This is a genomic window from Acidovorax sp. 94 (assembly GCF_003634645.1).
Classification (GTDB): domain Bacteria; phylum Pseudomonadota; class Gammaproteobacteria; order Burkholderiales; family Burkholderiaceae_C; genus Acidovorax; species Acidovorax facilis.
The window spans coordinates 3,527,670-3,547,826 of sequence record NZ_RBJA01000001.1; the positions used below are offsets into that span (position 1 = coordinate 3,527,670).

At 65.3% G+C, this 20,157-nt stretch carries 17 protein-coding genes; 5 read left to right on the plus strand and 12 right to left on the minus strand.

The features are described 5' to 3' along the window. Positions 1-2: 2 nt before the first annotated feature. Positions 3-1,865, plus strand: coding sequence for an ABC transporter ATP-binding protein/permease (locus C8C94_RS16300; protein WP_121421445.1), 1,863 nt, complete (start codon positions 3-5; stop codon positions 1,863-1,865). 90 nt (positions 1,866-1,955) lie between these two features. After that, on the plus strand, positions 1,956-2,384 hold the full coding sequence (locus C8C94_RS16305; protein WP_055402480.1) for an N-acetyltransferase: 429 nt from the start codon (positions 1,956-1,958) through the stop codon (positions 2,382-2,384). A 66-nt stretch (positions 2,385-2,450) separates the two neighbouring features. On the opposite strand, the gene C8C94_RS16310 is transcribed toward C8C94_RS16305, so the two are convergent. The 10 genes from C8C94_RS16310 to argS form a co-directional block, all read right to left on the minus strand. Then, positions 2,451-2,681 carry a hypothetical protein gene (locus C8C94_RS16310; RefSeq protein WP_147433270.1) on the minus strand — a complete coding sequence of 77 codons (231 nt, stop codon included), beginning with the start codon at positions 2,679-2,681 and terminating at the stop codon, positions 2,451-2,453. A 307-nt stretch (positions 2,682-2,988) separates the two neighbouring features. Then, complete coding sequence (locus C8C94_RS16315) at positions 2,989-3,474, minus strand: putative toxin-antitoxin system toxin component, PIN family (protein ID WP_121421447.1); 486 nt, start codon at positions 3,472-3,474, stop codon at positions 2,989-2,991. Further along, positions 3,464-4,756 carry a class I SAM-dependent RNA methyltransferase gene (locus C8C94_RS16320; RefSeq protein WP_121421448.1) on the minus strand — a complete coding sequence of 431 codons (1,293 nt, stop codon included), beginning with the start codon at positions 4,754-4,756 and terminating at the stop codon, positions 3,464-3,466. The genes C8C94_RS16315 and C8C94_RS16320 overlap by 11 nt, the downstream gene beginning before the upstream one ends. Next, complete coding sequence (locus tag C8C94_RS16325; RefSeq protein WP_099731911.1) at positions 4,753-5,235, minus strand: thioesterase family protein; 483 nt, start codon at positions 5,233-5,235, stop codon at positions 4,753-4,755. The genes C8C94_RS16320 and C8C94_RS16325 overlap by 4 nt, the downstream gene beginning before the upstream one ends. A 67-nt stretch (positions 5,236-5,302) precedes the next feature. Beyond that, positions 5,303-6,892 carry an RNA polymerase factor sigma-54 gene (locus C8C94_RS16330; RefSeq protein WP_121421449.1) on the minus strand — a complete coding sequence of 530 codons (1,590 nt, stop codon included), beginning with the start codon at positions 6,890-6,892 and terminating at the stop codon, positions 5,303-5,305. Beyond that, positions 6,892-7,674 carry an LPS export ABC transporter ATP-binding protein gene (gene lptB, locus C8C94_RS16335; RefSeq protein WP_121421450.1) on the minus strand — a complete coding sequence of 261 codons (783 nt, stop codon included), beginning with the start codon at positions 7,672-7,674 and terminating at the stop codon, positions 6,892-6,894. The genes C8C94_RS16330 and lptB overlap by 1 nt, the downstream gene beginning before the upstream one ends. Next, on the minus strand, positions 7,671-8,324 hold the full coding sequence (gene lptA, locus C8C94_RS16340) for a lipopolysaccharide transport periplasmic protein LptA (RefSeq protein WP_121421451.1): 654 nt from the start codon (positions 8,322-8,324) through the stop codon (positions 7,671-7,673). The genes lptB and lptA overlap by 4 nt, the downstream gene beginning before the upstream one ends. A 108-nt stretch (positions 8,325-8,432) precedes the next feature. Next, a complete protein-coding gene (locus C8C94_RS16345) occupies positions 8,433-9,089 on the minus strand; it encodes a thiol:disulfide interchange protein DsbA/DsbL (RefSeq protein WP_121421452.1) in 657 nt (218 codons plus the stop codon). A gap of 80 nt (positions 9,090-9,169) precedes the next feature. Next, complete coding sequence (locus tag C8C94_RS16350; protein WP_055397987.1) at positions 9,170-9,814, minus strand: SPOR domain-containing protein; 645 nt, start codon at positions 9,812-9,814, stop codon at positions 9,170-9,172. A gap of 9 nt (positions 9,815-9,823) precedes the next feature. Continuing rightward, positions 9,824-11,533, minus strand: a complete 1,710-nt coding sequence (gene argS, locus C8C94_RS16355) for an arginine--tRNA ligase (RefSeq protein ID WP_121421453.1) — start codon at positions 11,531-11,533, stop codon at positions 9,824-9,826. A gap of 203 nt (positions 11,534-11,736) precedes the next feature. Here argS and C8C94_RS16360 point away from each other — a divergent pair, with 203 nt between their 5' ends. After that, positions 11,737-12,105 (plus strand): PsiF family protein, encoded by a 369-nt coding sequence (locus C8C94_RS16360; protein ID WP_055397983.1) that lies wholly within the window; start codon positions 11,737-11,739, stop codon positions 12,103-12,105. A 78-nt stretch (positions 12,106-12,183) separates the two neighbouring features. On the opposite strand, the gene C8C94_RS16365 is transcribed toward C8C94_RS16360, so the two are convergent. Together C8C94_RS16365 and C8C94_RS16370 are read right to left on the minus strand one after the other, a co-directional pair. After that, on the minus strand, positions 12,184-12,630 hold the full coding sequence (locus tag C8C94_RS16365) for a DUF2214 family protein (RefSeq protein ID WP_055397981.1): 447 nt from the start codon (positions 12,628-12,630) through the stop codon (positions 12,184-12,186). Between the two features lie 203 nt (positions 12,631-12,833). After that, positions 12,834-14,201, minus strand: a complete 1,368-nt coding sequence (locus C8C94_RS16370; protein ID WP_121421454.1) for a dicarboxylate/amino acid:cation symporter — start codon at positions 14,199-14,201, stop codon at positions 12,834-12,836. A gap of 230 nt (positions 14,202-14,431) precedes the next feature. Here C8C94_RS16370 and C8C94_RS16375 point away from each other — a divergent pair, with 230 nt between their 5' ends. Together C8C94_RS16375 and C8C94_RS16380 are read left to right on the plus strand one after the other, a co-directional pair. Beyond that, positions 14,432-17,101 carry a PAS-domain containing protein gene (locus tag C8C94_RS16375; RefSeq protein WP_121421455.1) on the plus strand — a complete coding sequence of 890 codons (2,670 nt, stop codon included), beginning with the start codon at positions 14,432-14,434 and terminating at the stop codon, positions 17,099-17,101. A gap of 230 nt (positions 17,102-17,331) precedes the next feature. Further along, positions 17,332-20,055: an FG-GAP repeat protein gene (locus tag C8C94_RS16380; protein ID WP_233573493.1), complete on the plus strand. Its 2,724-nt coding sequence runs from the start codon at positions 17,332-17,334 to the stop codon at positions 20,053-20,055. Positions 20,056-20,157 lie beyond the last annotated feature (102 nt).

Sequence of the window (20,157 nt, forward strand, 5' to 3'; positions counted from 1 at the left end):
CCATGCCACTGCCCGCCGCTGCCAGCCCAGCCGCCCCTGAGCCCACGCCCTTGCCCACCACCTCCGACAAGCCCCGCCGCAGCCGACCGCCCACCCTGTCGCGGGCAGCCTGGAAGCAGTTCATGGGCGTGGCCCGGCCCTACTGGGCAGGCGACAAGAAGCGCACCGCCTGGGGCCTGATGGCACTGTTGATCGCCCTGATGGTGTGCGAGACCCAGCTGGCCGTCATGCTGATCGACAAGACGGGGGAGATGACATCGGCCCTGGCGGCCAAGCAGGCCGACCGCTTCTGGGTTGCGGTGCGCACCAGCCTTGTTGTACTGGCATTCGCGGTGCCGGTGTACGCCTTTTATTACTACATGCGCGATGCGTTTTCCAACCACTGGCGGCGCTGGCTCACCCACCGATTCCTGGATGGCTATCTGAGCGAGCGCAAGTACTACGAGATCGGCGCGGGCGGCGACATCGACAACCCCGACCAGCGCATCAGTGAAGACATCAACACCTTCACAAGCCGGTCCACGCACTTCCTGCTGATTTTCATCGGTTCCCTGATGCAGCTGGTGGCGTTCAGCGCGGTGTTGTGGTCCATCTCCAAGACGCTGGTGGCTTTTTTGGCGGTGTATGCCCTGCTGGGCACCTTCGGGGCGCTGTACTTTTTTGGCGCGCCGCTGATCCGGCTGAACTTCTGGCAGATCCGCCGCGAGGCAGACTTCCGGTTCGGGCTGATGCGGCTGCGCGAAAACGCTGAATCCATCGCCTTCTACCGGGGCGAACCCCAGGAGCGCGTGCAGATCGACCACCGGTTCGAGGCTGCGTTTACCAACTTCGCCCGGCTCATCAAAAAGCAGCTCTCGCTCAACCTGTACCAGCGCTCTTTCAGCCAGCTTACCTTGATCCTGCCCAGCATCCTCCTAGCCAATGCGGTGCTGTCGGGCGAGCTGGAGGTGGGCCGGGCCATCCAGGCGGCAGGCGCTTTTGCCGCCGTGCTGGGCGCCATCTCGCTCATCGTGGACAACTTCGAGAGCCTGAGCCGGTTTGTGGCGGGCATCGACCGGCTCCATACCCTGTCGCAGGTCGTGCTCAAAACCCCAGCCGCGCCCACCCCCTGGGCCGAGCCCGCCCCAGCAGGCCAGCCTGCGGACGATGCGACGCCCGCGATCAACGCCCACGACCCCTCCGAGCCCCCACCGCAAATCACCACCCGCATCCGCGACACGCTGGCCATCGAAGGGCTCTCGCTTTACACCCCCCACTTCGGTCGCCTGCTCGTGGCCGACCTCTCGCTGCAGCTACAGCCCGGCGACGCGCTGCTCATCACCGGCCCGAGCGGCTGCGGCAAAAGCTCACTCTTGCGTGCCATTGCCGGCCTGTGGCACACGGGCAGTGGCACCGTGCAGCACCCGCCCCTGGAAGACATGTTCTTCCTGCCCCAGCGCCCCTACATGCAGATTGACACACTGCGCAGCCAGATCATCTACCCGAGCAAGCAGACGGCGCTGAGCGACGAACGCCTGCTGGAGCTGCTGCAGGAGGTGCACCTCGAATCACTGTCCGAGCGTGTGGGTGGGCTCAACGCGTCCTACGACTGGGAGAAACTGCTGTCCGTTGGCGAGCAACAGCGCCTGGCCTTTGCCCGCGTGCTGGCGCGCCAGCCCAGCATCGTCATCCTGGATGAAGCCACCAGCGCGCTGGACAGCGCCAACGAAACCGCCCTCTACGAACGCCTGCGCGCCAGCGGAACCACCCTCATCAGCATCGCCCACCGCCCCGCCGTGCTCAAACACCACACGCACGTGCTGGAGTTCAAGGGCGAAGGGGCTTGGGAGCTGCACGCGGCAGCGGACTTCAGATTTGATAGCTGAGCGCGGCGGCTCAAGCGACGGCGGGGCAGGTTCGCCCGATGAGAGCAGGTCGGGTTACGCTTCGCCAACCCGACCTACATGACTTCCGCAATGACCGACTTTGAGATCTACACACCCACAGCAGAAGAAGTTCACTCCGGCGTCTTAGGCCGTCGGATGCGGCAGTTCAACTACGGGTTCGTCGGTGAGTACGGCCAGTCCCAGCCGGTGTGGGTGAGCGCGCGTGACGCCCAGGGCGAATTGGTGGGCGGGCTGCGCGGATTCGTGTTTTTGGAATGGCTGAACGTGGAACTGCTGTTTGTGGACGAAGCCGCCCGGCACCATGGAGTGGGCCGCAACCTGCTGGCCACGGCAGAACAGAAAGCCCGCAACCTGGGCGCGCACAGCGTGACGCTGAACACCTTTGAGTGGCAGGCGCGCGAGTTCTATCTTAAGCAGGGCTATGAGGAGTTTGGGCACATCGACAACTACATCCAGGGATTTCAGCTGGTGTATTTGAAGAAGGTTTTGACGTCCTGATTTCCAGGGCTTGGATTGCCAACGTGGCAGGTCCGACTGCGCCCACCCATCCCACCAAACTTACGATCAACTTCCCAGCAGCATTTCGTACCTTGGCGTGTCTGACAACGGATCTGCAGACAGCACCAGCCCCTCAAAAAAATGGTGATCCTGGTCAGCCAGCAGGTGCGCGGCCTCTTGGTGCGAAAGGAACAGCACCTCTGCATAGGTTGGGTTGTGGTCCCTGCGAATCTGAACCGTAGCGCTCAATTCGGTCCAAACGCCACCGTTATCCCGAACCCAGTACGCATAGGTCACGTCCAACGTCCTGCCCGGAAACTGCCTCTGGAGCTCCTGCTCATCCAGGCTGTGTCCAATGCTCCTGCTGTACTCACGCAGGGCTGAGAGCAAAGTCTCCACATCCCGGCAAGACGGCTCAGAAAAAGACCAGGGGAGATCACGAAGGATTGACGACGGAAGACTTTGAGCCAAAGACGGCCTCGCAAAAAATGAGACAGCGCCAGCGGTATGCCAGAGGAAGTGCCGCCTTGAACTCATGGGCGGTGATACACGATCATCGGAGGGTAACAGCCCCCACGATCTTGTCGAAGACTTGGCAGGCCTATCAAACCGCAAGTGCTGCTACCTCCGCCTCCAGCACCAGCGCAGTCGCCACATCCGCCCCGAAATTCATCAAGCGCTTGCGCATACAGATCACCGCCTTGTCCTTGCTCAGCAAAATCGCCCGGTGTGCCGCCGCCAGGTCGATGAACTTCTGGTCGTCCGCGTCCTTGCAGACATAGGGCACCTTGGGCGCGATCTCCACCAGCCGCGCCTGCGCATCAAATGCAGCGAGTACCTGCGCTGCATCCACGCGGTAGTAGTCCATGCGCCCAACGATGTGCGGATAGGCCAGCACACGCTCCAGTTCGTCGCGCATGACCTGGGTCGCTATCCAGGCCAGGCGCCCTTGGGCCAGCAGTGCGCGCAGGGGGGCGGTGCGCAGGTCGCTGAAGATCAGCAGGTCGAGCGCGACGTTGGTGTCCACAACCACGGGGCGGGCGGGTTCGCCCGGTGCGGCCTCGGCGGGCAGGCGCAGTTCAACCTGCATTGCGCGGGTCGTTTTCAGGGGTGGGTTTTGCAGCACGGTCGCGCACCGCGCCCTTGATCATGTCGAAGCGGAAGAGGCGGCATTCGATGGGGCCGTTCCACATGGGCACACGGCGCGATTCTTTCAGACGCATCTTGCCGGGCAGCTTGAGGTCGGGTGTGAGCATCCAGGCTTGCCAACCAGCGTAGTTCTTCTTCCAGTGCGAGGCCAGCTGGCTGAAGAATTCGCCGCCATCCTCGGTCTGCGCCTCTTCGCGGCCCACGGCCATGCCCTGTGCGCGGTCGGCGGCGCGCTCGCTGGCGTTGCGGCCTGCGCTGCCTGCAGCAGCAATGCGCTCGCCATAGGGCGGGTTCAGCAGCATCACGCCGGGCTGCTCGCAGGGCGGCATGCGCTGCAGGGCGTCGCCGCCGCGCAGTTGCACGGCATCGGCCACACCTGCGCGCTCTGCATTGCGCTGCGCAAAATCGACCATGCGGAAGGCCACATCACTGCCAAACAGGGGCACAGCGCTGGTCTGTATTGCGCTTTCAGCTTCGTTTTTAATAGCATCCCAGACATGGGCCTGGAACGGCAGCAGCTTCTCGAACGCAAAGCGCCGCAGCATGCCCGCCGGGATGCGGCAGGCGATCTGCGCGGCCTCGATCACGATGGTGCCGCTGCCGCAGCAGGGGTCGTACAGCGGCTGGGGGTTGTCGCCGTGCGGGTCCCAGCCGCTGGCAGCAATCATGGCGGCGGCCAGGGTTTCTTTCAGTGGCGCGTCGCCCTTGTCCTCGCGCCAGCCGCGCTTGAACAGCGGCTCGCCCGAGGTGTCGATGTAGATCGTGGCCTCGTCGGTGGTCAGGTGCAGGTGGATGCGCACGTCGGGCCACTGGGTGTTCACGTCGGGGCGCACGCCGCTCTTGGCGCGAAAGCGGTCGGCCACTGCATCCTTGACCTTGAGGCCCGCAAAGTTCAGGCTCTGCAGCGGGCTGTGCTGGGCGGTCACCTCGACCTTGAAGGTCTGGCGCGTGGTGAACCAGATCTCCCAGGCCACGTCGCTGGCCATGGCATAGAGATCGTTCTCGGAGCGGTACGGGCGGTGCGCCAACTGCACCAGTACGCGCTGGGCCAGTCGGCTGTGCAGGTTTAGCAGCAGCGCCTCGCGCCACGAGGCGCGCAGCAGCACGCCGCCGCGGCCGACCAGCAGGTCTTGCCCCGTGAGGCCGGTGATGCCATGCACCTCGTCGGCCAGAAAGCCCTCCACACCGGCGGCGCAAGGGAGAAAAAGTTGGAGTTGGTTCATGTCGATGGGGAGGATACGCGCTCAGACAATGCGTGGGAATCCGGCGTTCCCGCGCGGGCCAGCAGCAATTGGCGGATGGAGTCAGGGATCGGTGCGACCTTGCGGCTGGCCTTGCCGATGAAGACGATGCCGATCTTGCCGCGCGCCACCTCGCGGCCTGAGGTCTTTTCGGTCATGCAAAAGACCAGGTCAAAGCCGTAGCGGTTGAAGTCCGCAGGCGCCATCTCCACGCGCATGGTTTCACCATGGAAACCTTCGGACTTGTACTGCGCCACGATGTCGCCGACCACGATGGACAGCCCGCCCACGTCGGCCTCGGGGTAGCCCAGCGACTGGAAGAAGCGCACCCGCGCTTCAGAGACCAGGCTCAGCAGTTGCGCGTTGTCCAGGTGCCCGCCTTGGTTGACGTGGCTGATGTAAATCTGCAGCTCGGTGGCAAAACCGAAGTGCGGGGGGAGGTCGAAGACGATGCGGGCCATGGTGGGGCGGCGGATAGAAAAACGAAAAATTCAAACAGGGCGAGCCATGCGCCCCCAACCGGGGTACCTACAGCGCCTTGCGCAGGTTGGCTGGCGCGATCTTGAGCGCCTCACGGTACTTGGCCACGGTGCGGCGTGCGCACTCGATGCCCTGTTCCTTGAGCATCTCGGCGATCTGGCTGTCGGACAGCGGCTTGGCGGGGCTTTCTGCGGCCACAAACTGCTTGATGAGGGCGCGCACGGCGGTGCTGGACGCGTTGCCGCCGGTCTCGGTACCCAGGCCCGAGCCAAAGAAGTACTTCAGCTCATACGTGCCAATCGGCGTGGCCATGTATTTGGCGGTGGTCACGCGGCTGATGGTGGATTCGTGCAGGCCCAGTTCGTCGGCAATGTCGCGCAGCACCAGCGGGCGCATGGCCAACTCGCCGTGGGTGAAGAAGCTTTTTTGCCGCTCCACGATGGCGCGCGAGACGCGCAGGATGGTGTCAAAGCGCTGCTGGATGTTCTTGATGAACCAGCGCGCCTCCTGCAGGCGCTGCTGCATGCCCTGGTGGCCCTCGCCGCCCTTGTGGCCGCGCAGGGCACCGGCGTAGATGTCGTGCACGCGCAGGCGCGGCATCACATCGGGGTTGAGGCTGACGATGAAGTTGTGCTGACCGTCGCGTCCATTGGCACGCCCGGCTTTGCGCACGATGACATCGGGAATGATGATGTTGCGCTCCACGTCGGCAAAGCGACGGCCGGGGCGGGGCTCCAGGCGAGCGATCAGCGCCATGGCGGCGCGGGTGCGCTCTTCGCCGTCGCCACACAGCTGCGTCAGGCGGCGGATGTCGCGGCGGGCCAGCATCTCCAGCGGCTGCTGGCAAATGCGCAGCGCGGTCTGCACCGTGTCGGGGTCAGCATCACTGTCCTCGTCGGCAGCCAGCGCCGTAAGCTGCAGCGTCAGGCATTCGGCCAGGTTGCGCGCACCCACGCCGGTGGGCTCCAGGCTTTGCAGCAGGCGCTGGGCCACGGTGAAGCGGTGCACCAGCTCTTCAATCTGCTCCAGGTCGTCCGGCCCGGCCAGGCTGATGGCCAGCTCTTCCAGCGGCTCTTCGAGGTAGCCGTCGTCGTTGAGCGATTCAATGAGAAAACGCAGCGCTGCGCGGTCAATCTCTGACAAGCGCAGCGCCAGTGCCTGACGGTGCAAAAAGGCGGTCAGCGATTCATGCGAACGGGCCAGCTCGGTGGCGTCGGCCTCGTCGCCTTCGGAGTCGTTGCGGTTGCGGGCGGGCGCATCGCCGCCCCACTCCGCGTCGTTGGGCGCCATTTCTACCGTGCCGTCACCGCTCCAGTCAGGCTCGTCAGCGCCAGCACTCGGTGTTTCAGCATCATTTTGGCCTTCAGCGCTTGTGCTGCTTGCGCTGCTAGCTCCTGAAAATATAGCATCATCAGCGCTGTACTCATCAGGCTGCGCGGGCGTGTCGGCGGCTTCCAGGCCAAACTCCTCGCGCGGAGCTTCGTCGGCATTGCGTTCGAGGAACGGGTTTTCGTCGAGCATCTGCTCGACTTCCTGCGAGAGTTCGAGCGTGGACAACTGCAGCAGCCGAATGGACTGCTGAAGCTGGGGGGTCAATGCAAGATGCTGCGAGACGCGCAGCGAGAGTCCAGGCTTCATCACATCCTGAAGTGTTCGCCAAGGTAAACACGTCGTACCTCGGCGTTGTCCACGATCTCGGACGGCGTGCCCTGCGCGAGCACGCGGCCATCGCTGATGATGAAGGCGTGGTCGCAGATGCCCAGGGTTTCGCGCACATTGTGGTCGGTGATGAGCACGCCGATGCCGCGCGCCTTGAGGAAGCCGATGATGCGCTGGATCTCGATCACGGCAATGGGGTCGATGCCGGCAAAGGGCTCGTCCAGCAGGATGAAACGCGGTTGTGTGGCCAGGGCCCGGGCAATCTCGACGCGGCGGCGCTCGCCGCCGGACAGGGCCATGGCGGGCGAGGCGCGCAGGTGGTCCACGCGCAGCTCCTGCAGCAGGGCCGTCAGGCGCTCTTCAATGGCATCGCGCGACAGCAGCTGGCCGTCATCACCACGCTGCAGTTCCAGCACGGCGCGCACGTTCTCTTCGACCGTGAGCTTGCGAAAGATCGAGGCTTCCTGAGGCAGGTACGACAGGCCCAGGCGCGAGCGCCGGTGAATGGGCATGTGGGCCACCGATTGGCCGTCGATGCGGATGTCTCCCTCGTCGCTGCGCACCAGCCCCACGATCATGTAGAACGAGGTGGTCTTGCCCGCGCCGTTGGGGCCGAGCAGCCCCACGACCTCACCTTTTTGCACGACCAGCGACACGTCCTTGACGACCTTGCGGCTGCCATAGGACTTGGCCAGGTGCTGCACCTCCAGGCGGCTACCCGCCTGAGTGTCAGGACCGGTACTCACAGCGGGCCCACTCACTTGGCGCCGCCGCCAAGGCTGTTGCTGGGGCGCAGCGCCGGGCCTGAGGCCGGGGACGCCGCCTCGGGGGCCGCCGCAGCGGGCGGTGGATCTTTGGGGGCCAGCACGGCGCGCACGCGGCTGCCCGGTGCGGGGGCATCGCCCGCAGCGTTGGTGGCGGTGCGCTTGCCGTCCACGGAGAACACGTCGGTCAGGTTGTTGTAGACAATCACGGCGCCGGTGATCTCGTCGCTGAGCACCGCGCCCCGGTAGCGGCGCAGCTCGGCACGGGTGATGAAGCGCACGTTGTCGGCCTTGCCGTCGTACTCGATGACTTCGCTCTCGCCTTCGATGAACTCGTCGGGTGCGCCCGGCAGGGTGTCGCGCTTTTGCCGGAAGAAGGCGCGCTTGCCGGGCTCTGCCGTGACCACGCCGTACTGGTAGCCATCGGCATCCTGGCGTACGTCCAGCCGCGCGCCGCGCAGCACGATGGAGCCCTTGGTCATGACCACGCGGCCAGAGAACACGCTGGTCTGCTTGAGTTCATCGTGGCGCAAAGCGTCCGCCTCGATGTTCATGGGCTTGGCGCGGTCGGCCTTTTCGGCATGGGCCACACCGAAGGTGCAGGCCAGGGCCGCGAGCAGGAGGATCGGAAGGAGGCGATGGTTCATAGGGCACGAATCTTGCAATCATTGTAGCCACCCCGTCGCGTTCCTCCATGAAAAAAGCCCGCATGTGCGGGCTTTTGCCAATGGGAACCGGCGGTCGGGCGAAAACCGTCAGCCTTTGCGGGCCACTGCCGCCAGATGTTCCACCACCTGCAGCACGTTTTGCATGCTGCCCGCCATGGTGCCATCGGTGTAGAACTTGCCCGCCACACCCATCGAGGGCACGCCCTCCACACCGTAGGCGTCCTGCAGTTGCGAAGCACGGCGAACCTGGTTGGACACGCTGAACGAGGTGTAGATTTCCTTGAACTTGGCGGCGTCCACACCCTGTTGGGCCACCCAGGCAAAAATTTCGTCGTCCTTGGCCAACTTGGCCTTTTCCACATGGATGGCGCGGAACACCTTGGCGTGCAGGGCTTCGAGCTTGCCCATGCCTTCCAAGGCGTAGTACAACTTCTGCTGGGGCACAAAGCTCGCGTTGAAGGCCACGGGCATACGACGGACGGAGAGGTCCTTGGGGGCGGCCTTGACCCAGGCGTCGAGCGCGGGTTCAAAGGCGTTGCAGTGGGGGCAGCTGTACCAGAAGAACTCGATCACATCGACCTTGCCCGCAGGCGCGTCGGGCGCTACCGGCTTGTCCAGCCGCCGGAAGTCCTTGCCCTCCTTGAACTGGCGGGCCTGAGCCAGCGCGGGGGTGGCCACTGGCAACGTCAGGGCGGAAGCGGCAACCGCCGAGGCGGCGGACAAAGAAAACTCACGGCGTTTCATGACAAAGACTCTCCTGTTACAGGTCTGGGGGATGTGAGCCATGCCCCCGCAAAAAGTTCAGCCACCCGAAGTCTGGCGCGTCAGCGCTGCACGCGCACCAGCGCCGACTCCAGACCGGCGCCATCGAGCTTCTCCTTGAGCTGCTCGGCGTCGTCGCGTTTGGTGAACGGCCCCACACGCACGCGGAACACCGCCCGGCCATTTTGCTCACGCTCGCTCACGCGGGCCTCCCAGCCCAGCATGGCCAGCTTGGCGCGCTGCGCATCGGCGTCCGCCTGGGTGCGGAAAGCCCCGGCCTGGACAAAGTAGTCGAACGGGTCCAGATTGCCCTTGGCAGCAGCCTTGGCCACGGCCAGATCGCCCAGCGGGTCGGCGCCGGGCTTGGTTTCAGCCTTGGCCTCGGGCTTGCTGGCAGCGGGCTTGGGTGCGGGCGCCGATGCCACAGCCCGCGCATCCGGCGCGGCTGGGGTGGGCGCCGAGGCAGCCACAGCGGGCGGGGCTGCCGGGCGAGCCGGATTCTTGCCATACAAAGGCGAATTGGGATCCCAGTTCTTGTTCTTCTGGGTCTCGGCGGCGTCCATGTCCACGCCCCGGCCATTGCCCTTGTTGAGGAAGGGCACCGGCACCTTGGTCACGTACACCGCCACAGCCAAGGCAGCGCCCAGGCCCACGATGACCCCAACGATAAAGCCGACGATGGTCCCGCCCGTCTGTTGTTTCTTCATAGTGACTGCTTACATTCTGGCTGGAGCCGACACGCCCAGCACGGCCAGGCCATTGTGCAATACCTGCGCGGTGGCGGCGACCAGCGCCAGGCGGGCCTTCTTCACGGCCTCGTCGTCCACCAGGATGCGCTCGGCGTCGTAGTAGCTGTGGTAGCTGGCGGCAAGGTCGCGCAGGTAGAAGGTCACATCGTGCGGGGCTTCGCCGTCGGCCGCAGCCGTGAGCATTTCGGGGTACTTGGCTAGCTGCAGCATCAGCGCCTGGGCCTGTGGGCCTTCGAGAGCCGACAGATCAATATCGTGCAGCGAAGCCACGTCGCCACCGCCAGCCTCTTGCCAAGCGCGCAGCACCGACTGGATGCGGGCATGCGCGTACTGCACGTAGTACACGGGGTTGTCGTTGTTCTGGGCCACGGCCAGGTCCACGTCGAAGGTGTACTCGGTATCGGGCTTGCGGGAGAGCAAGAAGAAACGCACGGCGTCCTTGCTGGTCCATTCGATCAGGTCGCGCAGCGTGACATAGCTGCCTGCGCGCTTGCTGATCTTGACCTCTTCACCGCCCTTGACCACACGCACCATCGTGTGCAGCACATAGTCGGGGTAGCCCTGCGGAATGCCCACGTCGGCCGCTTGCAAGCCCGCGCGCACGCGGGCAATGGTGCCGTGGTGATCCGTGCCCTGGATGTTGACGACCTTCGTGAAGCCACGCTCCCACTTGGCGATGTGGTACGCCACATCGGGCACGAAGTAGGTGAAGGAGCCGTCCTGCTTGCGCATGACGCGGTCCTTGTCGTCGCCGTAGTCCGTGCTTTTCAGCCACAGCGCCCCATCTTGCTCGTAGGTCTTGCCATTGGCGACGAGCTTGTTCACCGTGGCCTCGACGCGGCCGCTGGTGTACAGGCTGGACTCCAGGTAGTACTCGTCAAAGTGCAGGTTGAACGCCTGCAGGTCCTTGTCCTGCTCGTTGCGCAGGTAGGCCACGGCGAACTGGCGGATGTTGTCGTAGTCCTCTACGTCGCCGTTGGCCGTGAACTCGCGGTCGTCGGCCTTCACCGTGGCCTTGGCCTTGAAGGCCTCGGCAATGTCGGCGATGTAGTCACCGTTGTAGAAGTTCTTGGCCAGCGGGTTGTCGCTGTCGGTGGGCCAGCAGTCGTCGCCGGGCTTGAAGCCCTTGGCGCGCAGCTGCGTGCTCTTGGTCAGCGTATCGATCTGCACGCCCGCGTCGTTGTAGTAGAACTCGCGGTGCACCTTCCAGCCCTGGGTGCTGAACAGGTTGCAGATGGCATCGCCTAGAGCAGCTTGGCGGCCGTGGCCCACGTGCAGCGGGCCGGTGGGGTTGGCCGAGACAAACTCGACCAGCACGCGCTGGCCGTTGTCGGGTTGATAACCGAAACGCTCGCCAGCTGCCAGCACCTCGCGCACGATTTCCTGCTTGGCGGCGGGCTTCAAGCGGATGTTCAGAAAGCCAGGTCCAGCGATTTCGATGGCATCCACCCAGCGGGTGAAGGCGGGCGTGGCCTCCAGTGCGGCCTTGAGCTGTTCACCCAAGGCGCGGGGATTGAGCTTGAGCGGCTTGGCCAGTTGCATGGCGGCGGTGCAGGCGAAGTCGCCATGGGCCGCCACCTTGGGGGATTCAAACGCCGCCTTGGCGCCAGCGCCAGGGGACAGGACTTCCAGCTCGGCTGCAAGCGCAGCGAGCAATTCATTTTTGGCTGTGAGCATCGGCGGATTTTACGGGGCCGGGCCGGGGCGCTCACCGAGCATGCCGCCAGCACCGCCAAAGCAGCCCTGCGCAGCCAGTACGCAACAGATCGTAAAGAATCATGGCCTGGCCTGCGGCGTGTCAGCCCCGTCTCCAGGGCATACGTTGTAATCGGGCAATCCGACGCAGGTTGCGTCAGATGCCACACTCTACTGGAGCCCCTATGAACAAGCTTCTCTCCCTGACAGCCCTGAGCCTGGTCCTTTCGTTCGGCGCAGCCCACGCTGCCGACGCCCCTGCCGCCGGAGCCAAGGCCGCCGCCCCGGCCACGGCAGCAACCCCCGCCACGCCGGCAGCGCCTGCGGCATCGGCCGCCGCGCCCACCAAGCAGCAGACCCGCATGGCCACCTGCAATGCGGAAGCGGCGGACAAGAAGGGCGACGAGCGCAAGGCTTTCATGAAGACCTGCCTGAGCAACAAGCCAGAAACCCAGCAAAACAAGATGAAGGCCTGCAACGCCGACGAAAAAGCCAAGACGCTCAAGGGCGACGAGCGCAAGGCCTTCATGAGCGAATGCTTGAAGAACAAATAAGCCCTGCCAAAACAAAGAAAGCCGCTGCCCGTGAGGGTCAGCGGCTTTTTTCTGGGCGGAAGGTCTTTCTTGCGACGCCTACCAGCCCCGCGCCCAGAACACCGCGATCACCGCCACCACGGGCAACACGTGGGACTGGATCATCACGAGGCGGCGTACCTTGGCCACCTCCTGCGCCGCTGGCAGTGCCCCCGTGCTGCGCAGCGCATGGCGCCAGCGGCGAAACACCAGCGAAGGCCAGAAGGACAGGAGAATCATGACCAGAATGATGGTGATTTTGATGTGAAACAGCGGCTGCGAGAGATACCACGAAGCCCCCTTGATGCCCCAGAGGACACGCGCCACGCCGCTGGCGATCATCAGCGCCCCCGCCACACCGTAGATCACATCCAGCCGCGCCAGACGCTCGACCACAGCGGCGTTCATCCACTCCATGCGGCACAGCGCCGCCTGGCTCGATAAAAAGACCACAAAGGTCAGGATGGCCACCAGGTGCAGGGCGGCGAGGACGGCTTCGAGGGTCATGGGGATTTCCTTTGCAAAACCCAGGACCTCAGTGCGCGCTGCTTTTCTGAAACCCGGGTGGCCGCCATTTTGCTTGAGGAATTTCGCGACCGCCGCGCAACGCGGCATGCCGGTAAGTGTGCCACCGCATTGCGTCCCCCCAAAAAAAGCGGCGCAGACCCGAGGGCCTGCGCCGCTTTGACCGAACACCGGAGCGGACGCGATCAGGCCACCGTGCGGGCCATCGCGCCTGCGGGCACATCCGCAGGCACCACCGGAGCCATGGCAGTGGCCGGGGCGGGCAGGGGATGACCGTTCAGCGCGGCATCCAGGCGCTCATGGTCCAGCGCGTTTTCCCAACGGGATACCACCACGGTGGCCACGGCGTTACCAATAAAGTTGGTCAGCGAGCGGCATTCGCTCATGAAGCGGTCCACACCCAGAATCAGCGCCATGCCGGCCACCGGCACTTCAGGCACCACGGCCAGGGTGGCGGCCAGGGTGATGAAGCCTGCACCGGTCACGCCTGCTGCGCCTTTGGAGCTGAGCATCGCCACCAGCAGCAACGCCACCTGGTGACCCAGCGTCAGTTCGGTGTTCGTGGCCTGGGCGATGAACAGCGCGGCCAGCGTCATGTAGATGTTGGTGCCGTCCAGGTTGAAGGAATAGCCCGTGGGCACCACCAGACCCACCACCGACTTGCTGCAACCGGCCTTTTCCATCTTTTCCATCAGCGAGGGCAAGGCGGATTCAGACGACGAGGTGCCCAGCACCAGCATCAGCTCGGCCTTCAGGTAGCGGCACAGCTTGAACACCGAGAAGCCGCACAGCCGGGCCACAAAGCCCAGGATGACCACAACGAACAGCAGCGAGGTGATGTAGAACGAGCCCACCAGCCAGGCCAGATTGACCAGCGAACCCAGGCCAAACTTGCCGATGGTGAACGCCATGGCGCCGAACGCACCGATGGGCGCGGCCTTCATCACAATGCCCACCACCTTGAACACGGGGGTGGTCAGCGCTTCCAGAAAATGCTGCACCGGACGGCCCGCCTCACCCACCAGCGCCAGGCCCACGCCAAACAGCACGGCCACGAGCAGCACCTGCAGAATGTTGTCGCCCACGAAGGGGCTGACCAGCGTCTTGGGGATGATGTCCATCGCAAACCCGGTCAGGCTCATCTCATGCGACTTGGCCACGTAGCTCTTCACGGCCGTCTGGTCCAGATCGGCGACGTTGATGTTCATGCCCGCGCCGGGCTGCACCACGTTGGCCACCACCAGGCCCACCACCAGGGCCAGCGTGGAGAAGAACAAAAAGTACGCCATGGCCTTGCCAAACACGCGGCCCACGCTGCTCAGCTGCGACATGCCCGCAATGCCGGTCACGATGGTCAGGAAGATCACCGGCGCGATGATCATCTTGACCAGCTTGATGAAGGCATCACCCAGCGGCTTGAGCGCCTCGCCATAGGCGGGTTCAAAATGCCCGAGCAAGACACCCAGGACGATGGCGAGCACCACCTGGAAATACAGCTGCCGGTAAAAAGGCAGCCGCACGGGGTGGGCTGTGGGGGCGGAAATGGCGTGCATGGAGGTCTCCTGAAATCACGAAAGACTGCACCACCGGGGTGCGTCGAGGGTGCCGTTTGTACCGCCGCACGCTGTTTGAGCCGATAACCTATTGGTATTAGTCAGGGGCACCGCCATAGGGCGCCGCTTGCCCCAATATAGGGAAAACACTTAGCACCTGGCCGGGATGCGGCACACTCGCTCCCCGCAACATCCCAGCCTACGGACCGCGCCAGGAACAAATTTTCCCCATGACGATGACGCCCCGCCTCCGAAAATTCTGGACCCCTCTGATCCTGCTTGGGGGCATGGTGGGCAGCATGTTCATCGCCGGCCAATGGGCCTGGCAGCGTTCACTGCAGGAAGAAAACCGCAGCGTGCAGGGCCAACTGGCGCTCTACGGCCAGGCTCTGGCCCAGCGTATCGACCGCTACCGCACCCTTCCCGAAGTGCTGGCGCTGGATGCACAGCTGCGCAACGCGCTGACCCACCCACTGAGTGCGGCCGATGGGGAGCAGCTCAACCGCAAGCTGGAGCAGGCCAACGGTGCCAGCCAATCCTCCACCCTCACCCTGCTCAACCGCGACGGCCTGGCCGTGGCCGCCAGCAACTGGCGCACGGCCACGAGCAATGTGGGGGTGGACTACAGCTTTCGCCCCTATGTGCAGCAGGCGCTGGCCCAGGGGCGCGGCAGCTTCTATGGCATTGGCGTGACCACGGGTGAGCCGGGCTACTTTCTGTCTCAGGCCATCCACGACGACCAGGGCCAGACGCTGGGGCTGGTGGCCATCAAGATCGCGCTGCAGGAGCTGGAACGCGAGTGGCTGCAGACCACCGACATCGTGCTGGCGTCGGACGCGCATGGCGTGGTTTTTTTGGCCAGCCAGGATGCGTGGCGCTACCGCCTGCTGGAGCCACTGGACGATGAGGAACGCCGCGAGCTGAACGCCACCCGGCAGTACGCCGACCAGCCGCTGCGCCCGCTGGAAGTCCGCGTGGTGGAAGCCCTGGACACTGGCGGTCGGCTGGTCAGCGTGCAGGCCCCTGCCCTGCCCGGCCGCGTGCTGTGGCGGACCCAGCCCCTGCCCGGCACCCCGTGGCAGCTGCACCTGCTGCACGAGACACACAGCAGCTTCGCGGACAGCCGGTGGGCCGCTGCGGCAGGCGCGGGCGGCTGGCTGGCGCTGGGCCTGCTCGTGCTGTTTGTGCGCCAGCGCCAGCGCCTGTCCAGCCTGCGCCAGCGCAGCCGCCAGGAGCTGGAGACCGTGCTGCGCCAGCACGCCCAGGAGCTGCGCACCGCGCAGGACGGCATCGTGCAGGCGGCGCAGCAGGCCGCCCAGCAGACCGACACGGGCCTCTCGCGCAGCCTGGAACATCTGCCGCAGGGCGTGGTCATCATCGACGCCGACCTGAACCTGGTGGCCTGGAACTCGCGCTATGTGCAGCTGTTTCGCTTCCCGGCAGACCTGATGCGCGTGGGCCAGCCCATTGCCGACCTGATGCGCCACAACGCACGCCGGGGCCTGCTGGGCCCCGGCCCGGTGGATGAGGCCATCGCACGGCGGCTGGCCCACCTGCGCAGCGGCACTCCACACCTGCACGAAAGCGCTAAGGACGACGGCACGGTGCTGGAGATCCGGGGCAACCCGCTGCCCGAAGGCGGTTTTGTGACCAGCTACGCCGACATCACCAGCTACAAGAACGCCGCACGCGAGCTGCGATCGCTGGCCGATGCGCTGGAGCAGCGCGTGGCCGACCGCACCCGCGACCTGGACGCCGCGCGGCGCGAGGCCGAGCAGGCCAACCGCTCCAAGACCCGCTTTGTGGCCGCCGCCGTGCACGATCTGCTGCAGCCCCTGAACGCCGCGCGCATGTTCACCTCGCTGCTGCGCAGCCATCTGCCAGGCGACGCCGAACGGCACGCCGTGGACAGCATCGACGGCGCCCTGGCCGCGCAGGACGCCATCCTCAACAGCCTGCTCGACATCTCGCGCATGGAATCGGGCCAGTTCGATGTGCACATCCACGACGTGGCCCTAGGGCCACTCTTGCAGGTGCTGGGCCACAACTTTGGCGTGCTGGCCGAAAGCCAGGGCCTGCAACTGCGCTGCGTGCCCACGCGCGCCGTGGTGCGCACCGACGACAACCTGCTGCGCCGCATCCTGCAGAACTTTGTCTCCAACGCCATCCGCTACAGCCGGCGGGGGCGCATCGTGGTGGGCTGCCGCAGGGTGGGCAATGACCACCTGCGCATCGAAGTGCATGACCAGGGCCCCGGCATCCCCGAGGCTCTGCAGCGTGAAATTTTCGAAGAATTCCGCCGCCTGGACGAAGGCCGCGCCGACGACCGGGGCGCAGGCCTGGGCCTGGCCATCGTCGAACGCCTGGGCCGCCTGCTGGGGCACGACATTGGCTTGCGCTCGCAACTGGGGCGCGGCAGCGTGTTCTGGGTGTGTGTGCCGCTGGGCAACCCCGCCGCCGCGCAGCAGGCTGCGCCCCCCGCCACCACGCAGCAACCCGCCGACGACGCCCCCCTGCAAGGCAGCAGCGCCTGGGTGATTGAGGACGACGGTCCCACCTGCGCCGCCACCCAAGCCCTGCTGCAGCGCTGGGGCTGCGCAGTGCCCTTGGCCGGTGGCGCACCCGAAGCACTGGCCGCTGCCCAACCCGGCCAGGCGCCCCAGTTGTTGCTGCTGGACGTGCACCTGGGCTGCCACCACCATGGCCCCGATGTCTACACGGAGCTGTGCCAGCGCTGGGGCCAAGCCCCCGCCGTAATCCTGGTCACCGCCGAACGTGACGCCACCCTGCGCCGCCAGGCCGCCGAACGCGGCTGGGGCTTTCTGGCCAAGCCGGTGCGGGCGCCCGCGCTGCGGGCGCTGGTGAGTCAGACGCTGTTGCGACGGCGCGAACAAGCCTGAGCGCATACCGCGCCTGCGCACGAACTCATCAAAAACAATAGCATCCAGCGCTTTATGGATGAGGGATGGAGCTGTTTTTATTCAGAAAACTCGTTCAAACCCGCTCAGCCAACGCCACAGCTCTTTCGCCCGCATGTCCTCAGTTCTGAGGACATACAACCCACTGCGATTCCGGTAACTTCGGCGCGCCGGCTTCACCGGCACACAACAACGCGAGGGGAAGCGACAGCATGACGGACAAGACAGCAGCGGGGGCACTCCCCCACCGGTACGCCGCGCCCGGCGCAAGCACGCGCGCGCCCCATGCACTGACGCTGGCCCGCGTCTGCCTGCTGGGCCTGTCCCTGGTGCTGGGCGCCTGCGGCGGCGGGGGTGGCGGCGACGACACCCCGCCCGCAGGCACGCCCACCTTCCGCGTGGGCGGCCAGCTCGCCGGGCTGGGGCCGGGCAAGACGGTGGTCATCGCCGATGCCAGCGGGCCCAGCGCCGCCGTGTCGGCCAACGGCACCTACAGCCTGCAGCTGCCTGCGGGCACCGCTTACAGCCTGCGCATCCAGAGCCAGCCCGTGGGCCAGACCTGCACGCTCACCAACCCATCGGGCACCGTCAGCGCCGATGTGAACAACATCAGCGTGGCGTGCCTGGACAACGAGTTGCCGCCCGGCGCCCGCCCCCTGGGCGGCAGCGTGGCGGGCCTGGGAGCGGGCAAGACCTTGGTGCTGCAGCTGAGCGCACAAGGCATAACGCAGGAAGCCACGGTGACCACGGACGGCCTGTTTGGTTTTGCCCAGCCCGTGGCCGGGCCTTATAGCATCACCGTGCGCAGCCAGCCACTGGCCCAAACCTGCACGGTGGCGGGTGGCCAGGGCGTGGCCGACGTCAACGCACCAGCGCCCACGATCAGCGTCACGTGCGCAGCGGCGGCCTATCGCCTCTCGGGCACCGTGAGCGGCAGCATCGGCGTGGTGGCGCTGTGCAATACCGCCAATGGCGAGACGGTTACGGTCAGCGGCAACGGGGCCTTCAGCTTTGCGCAGCCCGTGCTGGCGGGCACCGTGTATTCGGTGGTTGTGGCCAGCACCAGCCCGGGCCAGACCTGCAGCGTGGGTGGCGGCACGGGTTTTGCCGTGGGCGATGTCTTGCAGATCAGCGTGACCTGCGCAGAAGATTCGGCACCTCCACCTCCACCTCCACCTCCACCTCCACCTCCACCTCCACCTCCGGTCACAGTCCCGGCCGTTCCTGCGCTCTCGCTGGCCTATGACGTCAAGACCTTCAAGCTCAGCTGGGCGGCCGTTGTAGCGCCTGCGGGCGGCGGCGGTGTCACCTACCGCGTGACGGAAGACTCCGATGGGGTCGGCCCGGCAGCAGCCACACAGATTGCCACGGGCCTCACGGGCACGAGCTACGACCGGGTGGTGACGGGGCTGCTGCACACGCGGCTCAATGCCACGTACCGCGTGCAGGCTTGCAACACGGCGGGGTGCAGTGCGCTGTCGCCCGCACTCGCTGTGGACCTGACCAAGGCTATTGGGTATTTCAAGGCGAGCAATACCGGGGCGGGCGACCAATTTGGCTACGGCGTAGCCCTGTCGGGTGACGGCAACACCCTGGCGGTAGGGGTGCTTTTGGAAGACAGCAACGCCACCGGCATCAATGGTGACCAGGCGAACGATGCGGCAAGCCAAGCGGGTGCCGTGTATGTTTTCACCCGCAGTGGCAGCACCTGGAGCCAGCAGGCCTATGTAAAAGCTAGCAACACCCAGTCTGGCGATCGTTTTGGCACCAGCGTGGCCCTGTCGGGCGATGGCAACACCTTGGCGGTGGGGGCGCATTTGGAAGACAGCAACGCCACTGGCATCAACGGCGACCAGGCGAACAACTCGGCCAACAACGCAGGCGCCGTGTATGTCTTCACCCGCATCGGCAGTACCTGGAGCCAGCAGGCCTATGTAAAGGCCAGCAATACCGGTGCGGATGACCACTTTGGCTTCAGCGTGGCCCTGTCGGACGACGGCAACACCCTGGCGGTGGGGGCGTACTGGGAGGCCAGCAACGCCACCGGCATCAATGGCGACCAGGCGAACAACTCTGCCAGCGCAGCAGGTGCTGCGTATGTGTTCATCCGCAGCGGCAGCACCTGGAGCCAGCAAGCCTACGTAAAGGCCAGCAACACCCAGTCTGGCGATCTTTTTGGCACCAGCGTGGCCCTGTCGCGCGACGGCAGCACCCTGGCCGTGGGGGCGTACTGGGAGGCCAGCAACGCCACCGGCATCAATGGCGACCAGGCGAACAACTCTGCCAGCGCAGCAGGTGCTGTGTATGTGTTCATCCGCAGCGGCAGCACCTGGAGCCAGCAAGCCTACGTAAAGGCCAGCAACACCCAGTCTGGCGATCTTTTTGGCTTCAGCGTAGCCCTGTCGAGCGACGGCAGCACCCTGGCCGTGGGGGCGTTCTGGGAGGCCAGCAACGCCACCGGCATCAATGGGGACCAGGCGAACGATGCGGCAAGCCAAGCAGGTGCTGTGTATGTGTTCATACGCAGCGGCAGCACCTGGAGCCAGCAAGCCTACATGAAGGCCAGCAACACCCAGTCTGGCGATCGTTTTGGCACCAGCGTGGCCCTGTCGGGCGACGGCAACATCCTGGCAGTGGGGGGGTATGGGGAGGCCAGCAACGCCAACGGCATCAATGGCAACCAGGCGAACAACTCTGCCAGCGCAGCAGGTGCTGCGTATGTGTTCATCCGCAGCGGCAGCACCTGGAGCCAGCAAGCCTACGTGAAAGCCAGCAATACCGGGGCGAATGACTACTTTGGTCATAGCGTGGCCCTGTCTGGCGATGGCAATACCCTGGCCGTGGGGGCGATCTCGGAGGCGAGCAATGCCACGGGTATCAATGGCAACCCGGCGGACAACTCGGCCAGCAATTCTGGCGCGGTGTACGTGTATTGACACTGACACGTCACTCTGCCCATTCGGAGCCAGGACCAAATCAAGCCCTTGAGGCCGTCTATCAAGTGCAGATCAGTTGGAGGGAACCGCGCCTCCTTTTCT

Excerpts from the sequence above, each read along its gene's own strand:
- C8C94_RS16300 (WP_121421445.1), top strand. The coding sequence starts at position 3 with ATGCCACTGCCCGCCGCTGCCAGCCCAGCCGCCCCTGAGCCCACGCCC.
- C8C94_RS16305 (WP_055402480.1), top strand. The coding sequence starts at position 1,956 with ATGACCGACTTTGAGATCTACACACCCACAGCAGAAGAAGTTCACTCC.
- C8C94_RS16315 (WP_121421447.1), bottom strand. The coding sequence starts at position 3,474 with ATGCAGGTTGAACTGCGCCTGCCCGCCGAGGCCGCACCGGGCGAACCC.
- C8C94_RS16320 (WP_121421448.1), bottom strand. The coding sequence starts at position 4,756 with ATGAACCAACTCCAACTTTTTCTCCCTTGCGCCGCCGGTGTGGAGGGC.
- C8C94_RS16325 (WP_099731911.1), bottom strand. The coding sequence starts at position 5,235 with ATGGCCCGCATCGTCTTCGACCTCCCCCCGCACTTCGGTTTTGCCACC.
- C8C94_RS16330 (WP_121421449.1), bottom strand. The coding sequence starts at position 6,892 with ATGAAGCCTGGACTCTCGCTGCGCGTCTCGCAGCATCTTGCATTGACC.
- lptA (WP_121421451.1), bottom strand. The coding sequence starts at position 8,324 with ATGAACCATCGCCTCCTTCCGATCCTCCTGCTCGCGGCCCTGGCCTGC.
- C8C94_RS16345 (WP_121421452.1), bottom strand. The coding sequence starts at position 9,089 with ATGAAACGCCGTGAGTTTTCTTTGTCCGCCGCCTCGGCGGTTGCCGCT.
- C8C94_RS16350 (WP_055397987.1), bottom strand. The coding sequence starts at position 9,814 with ATGAAGAAACAACAGACGGGCGGGACCATCGTCGGCTTTATCGTTGGG.
- argS (WP_121421453.1), bottom strand. The coding sequence starts at position 11,533 with ATGCTCACAGCCAAAAATGAATTGCTCGCTGCGCTTGCAGCCGAGCTG.
- C8C94_RS16360 (WP_055397983.1), top strand. The coding sequence starts at position 11,737 with ATGAACAAGCTTCTCTCCCTGACAGCCCTGAGCCTGGTCCTTTCGTTC.
- C8C94_RS16365 (WP_055397981.1), bottom strand. The coding sequence starts at position 12,630 with ATGACCCTCGAAGCCGTCCTCGCCGCCCTGCACCTGGTGGCCATCCTG.
- C8C94_RS16370 (WP_121421454.1), bottom strand. The coding sequence starts at position 14,201 with ATGCACGCCATTTCCGCCCCCACAGCCCACCCCGTGCGGCTGCCTTTT.
- C8C94_RS16375 (WP_121421455.1), top strand. The coding sequence starts at position 14,432 with ATGACGATGACGCCCCGCCTCCGAAAATTCTGGACCCCTCTGATCCTG.
- C8C94_RS16380 (WP_233573493.1), top strand. The coding sequence starts at position 17,332 with ATGACGGACAAGACAGCAGCGGGGGCACTCCCCCACCGGTACGCCGCG.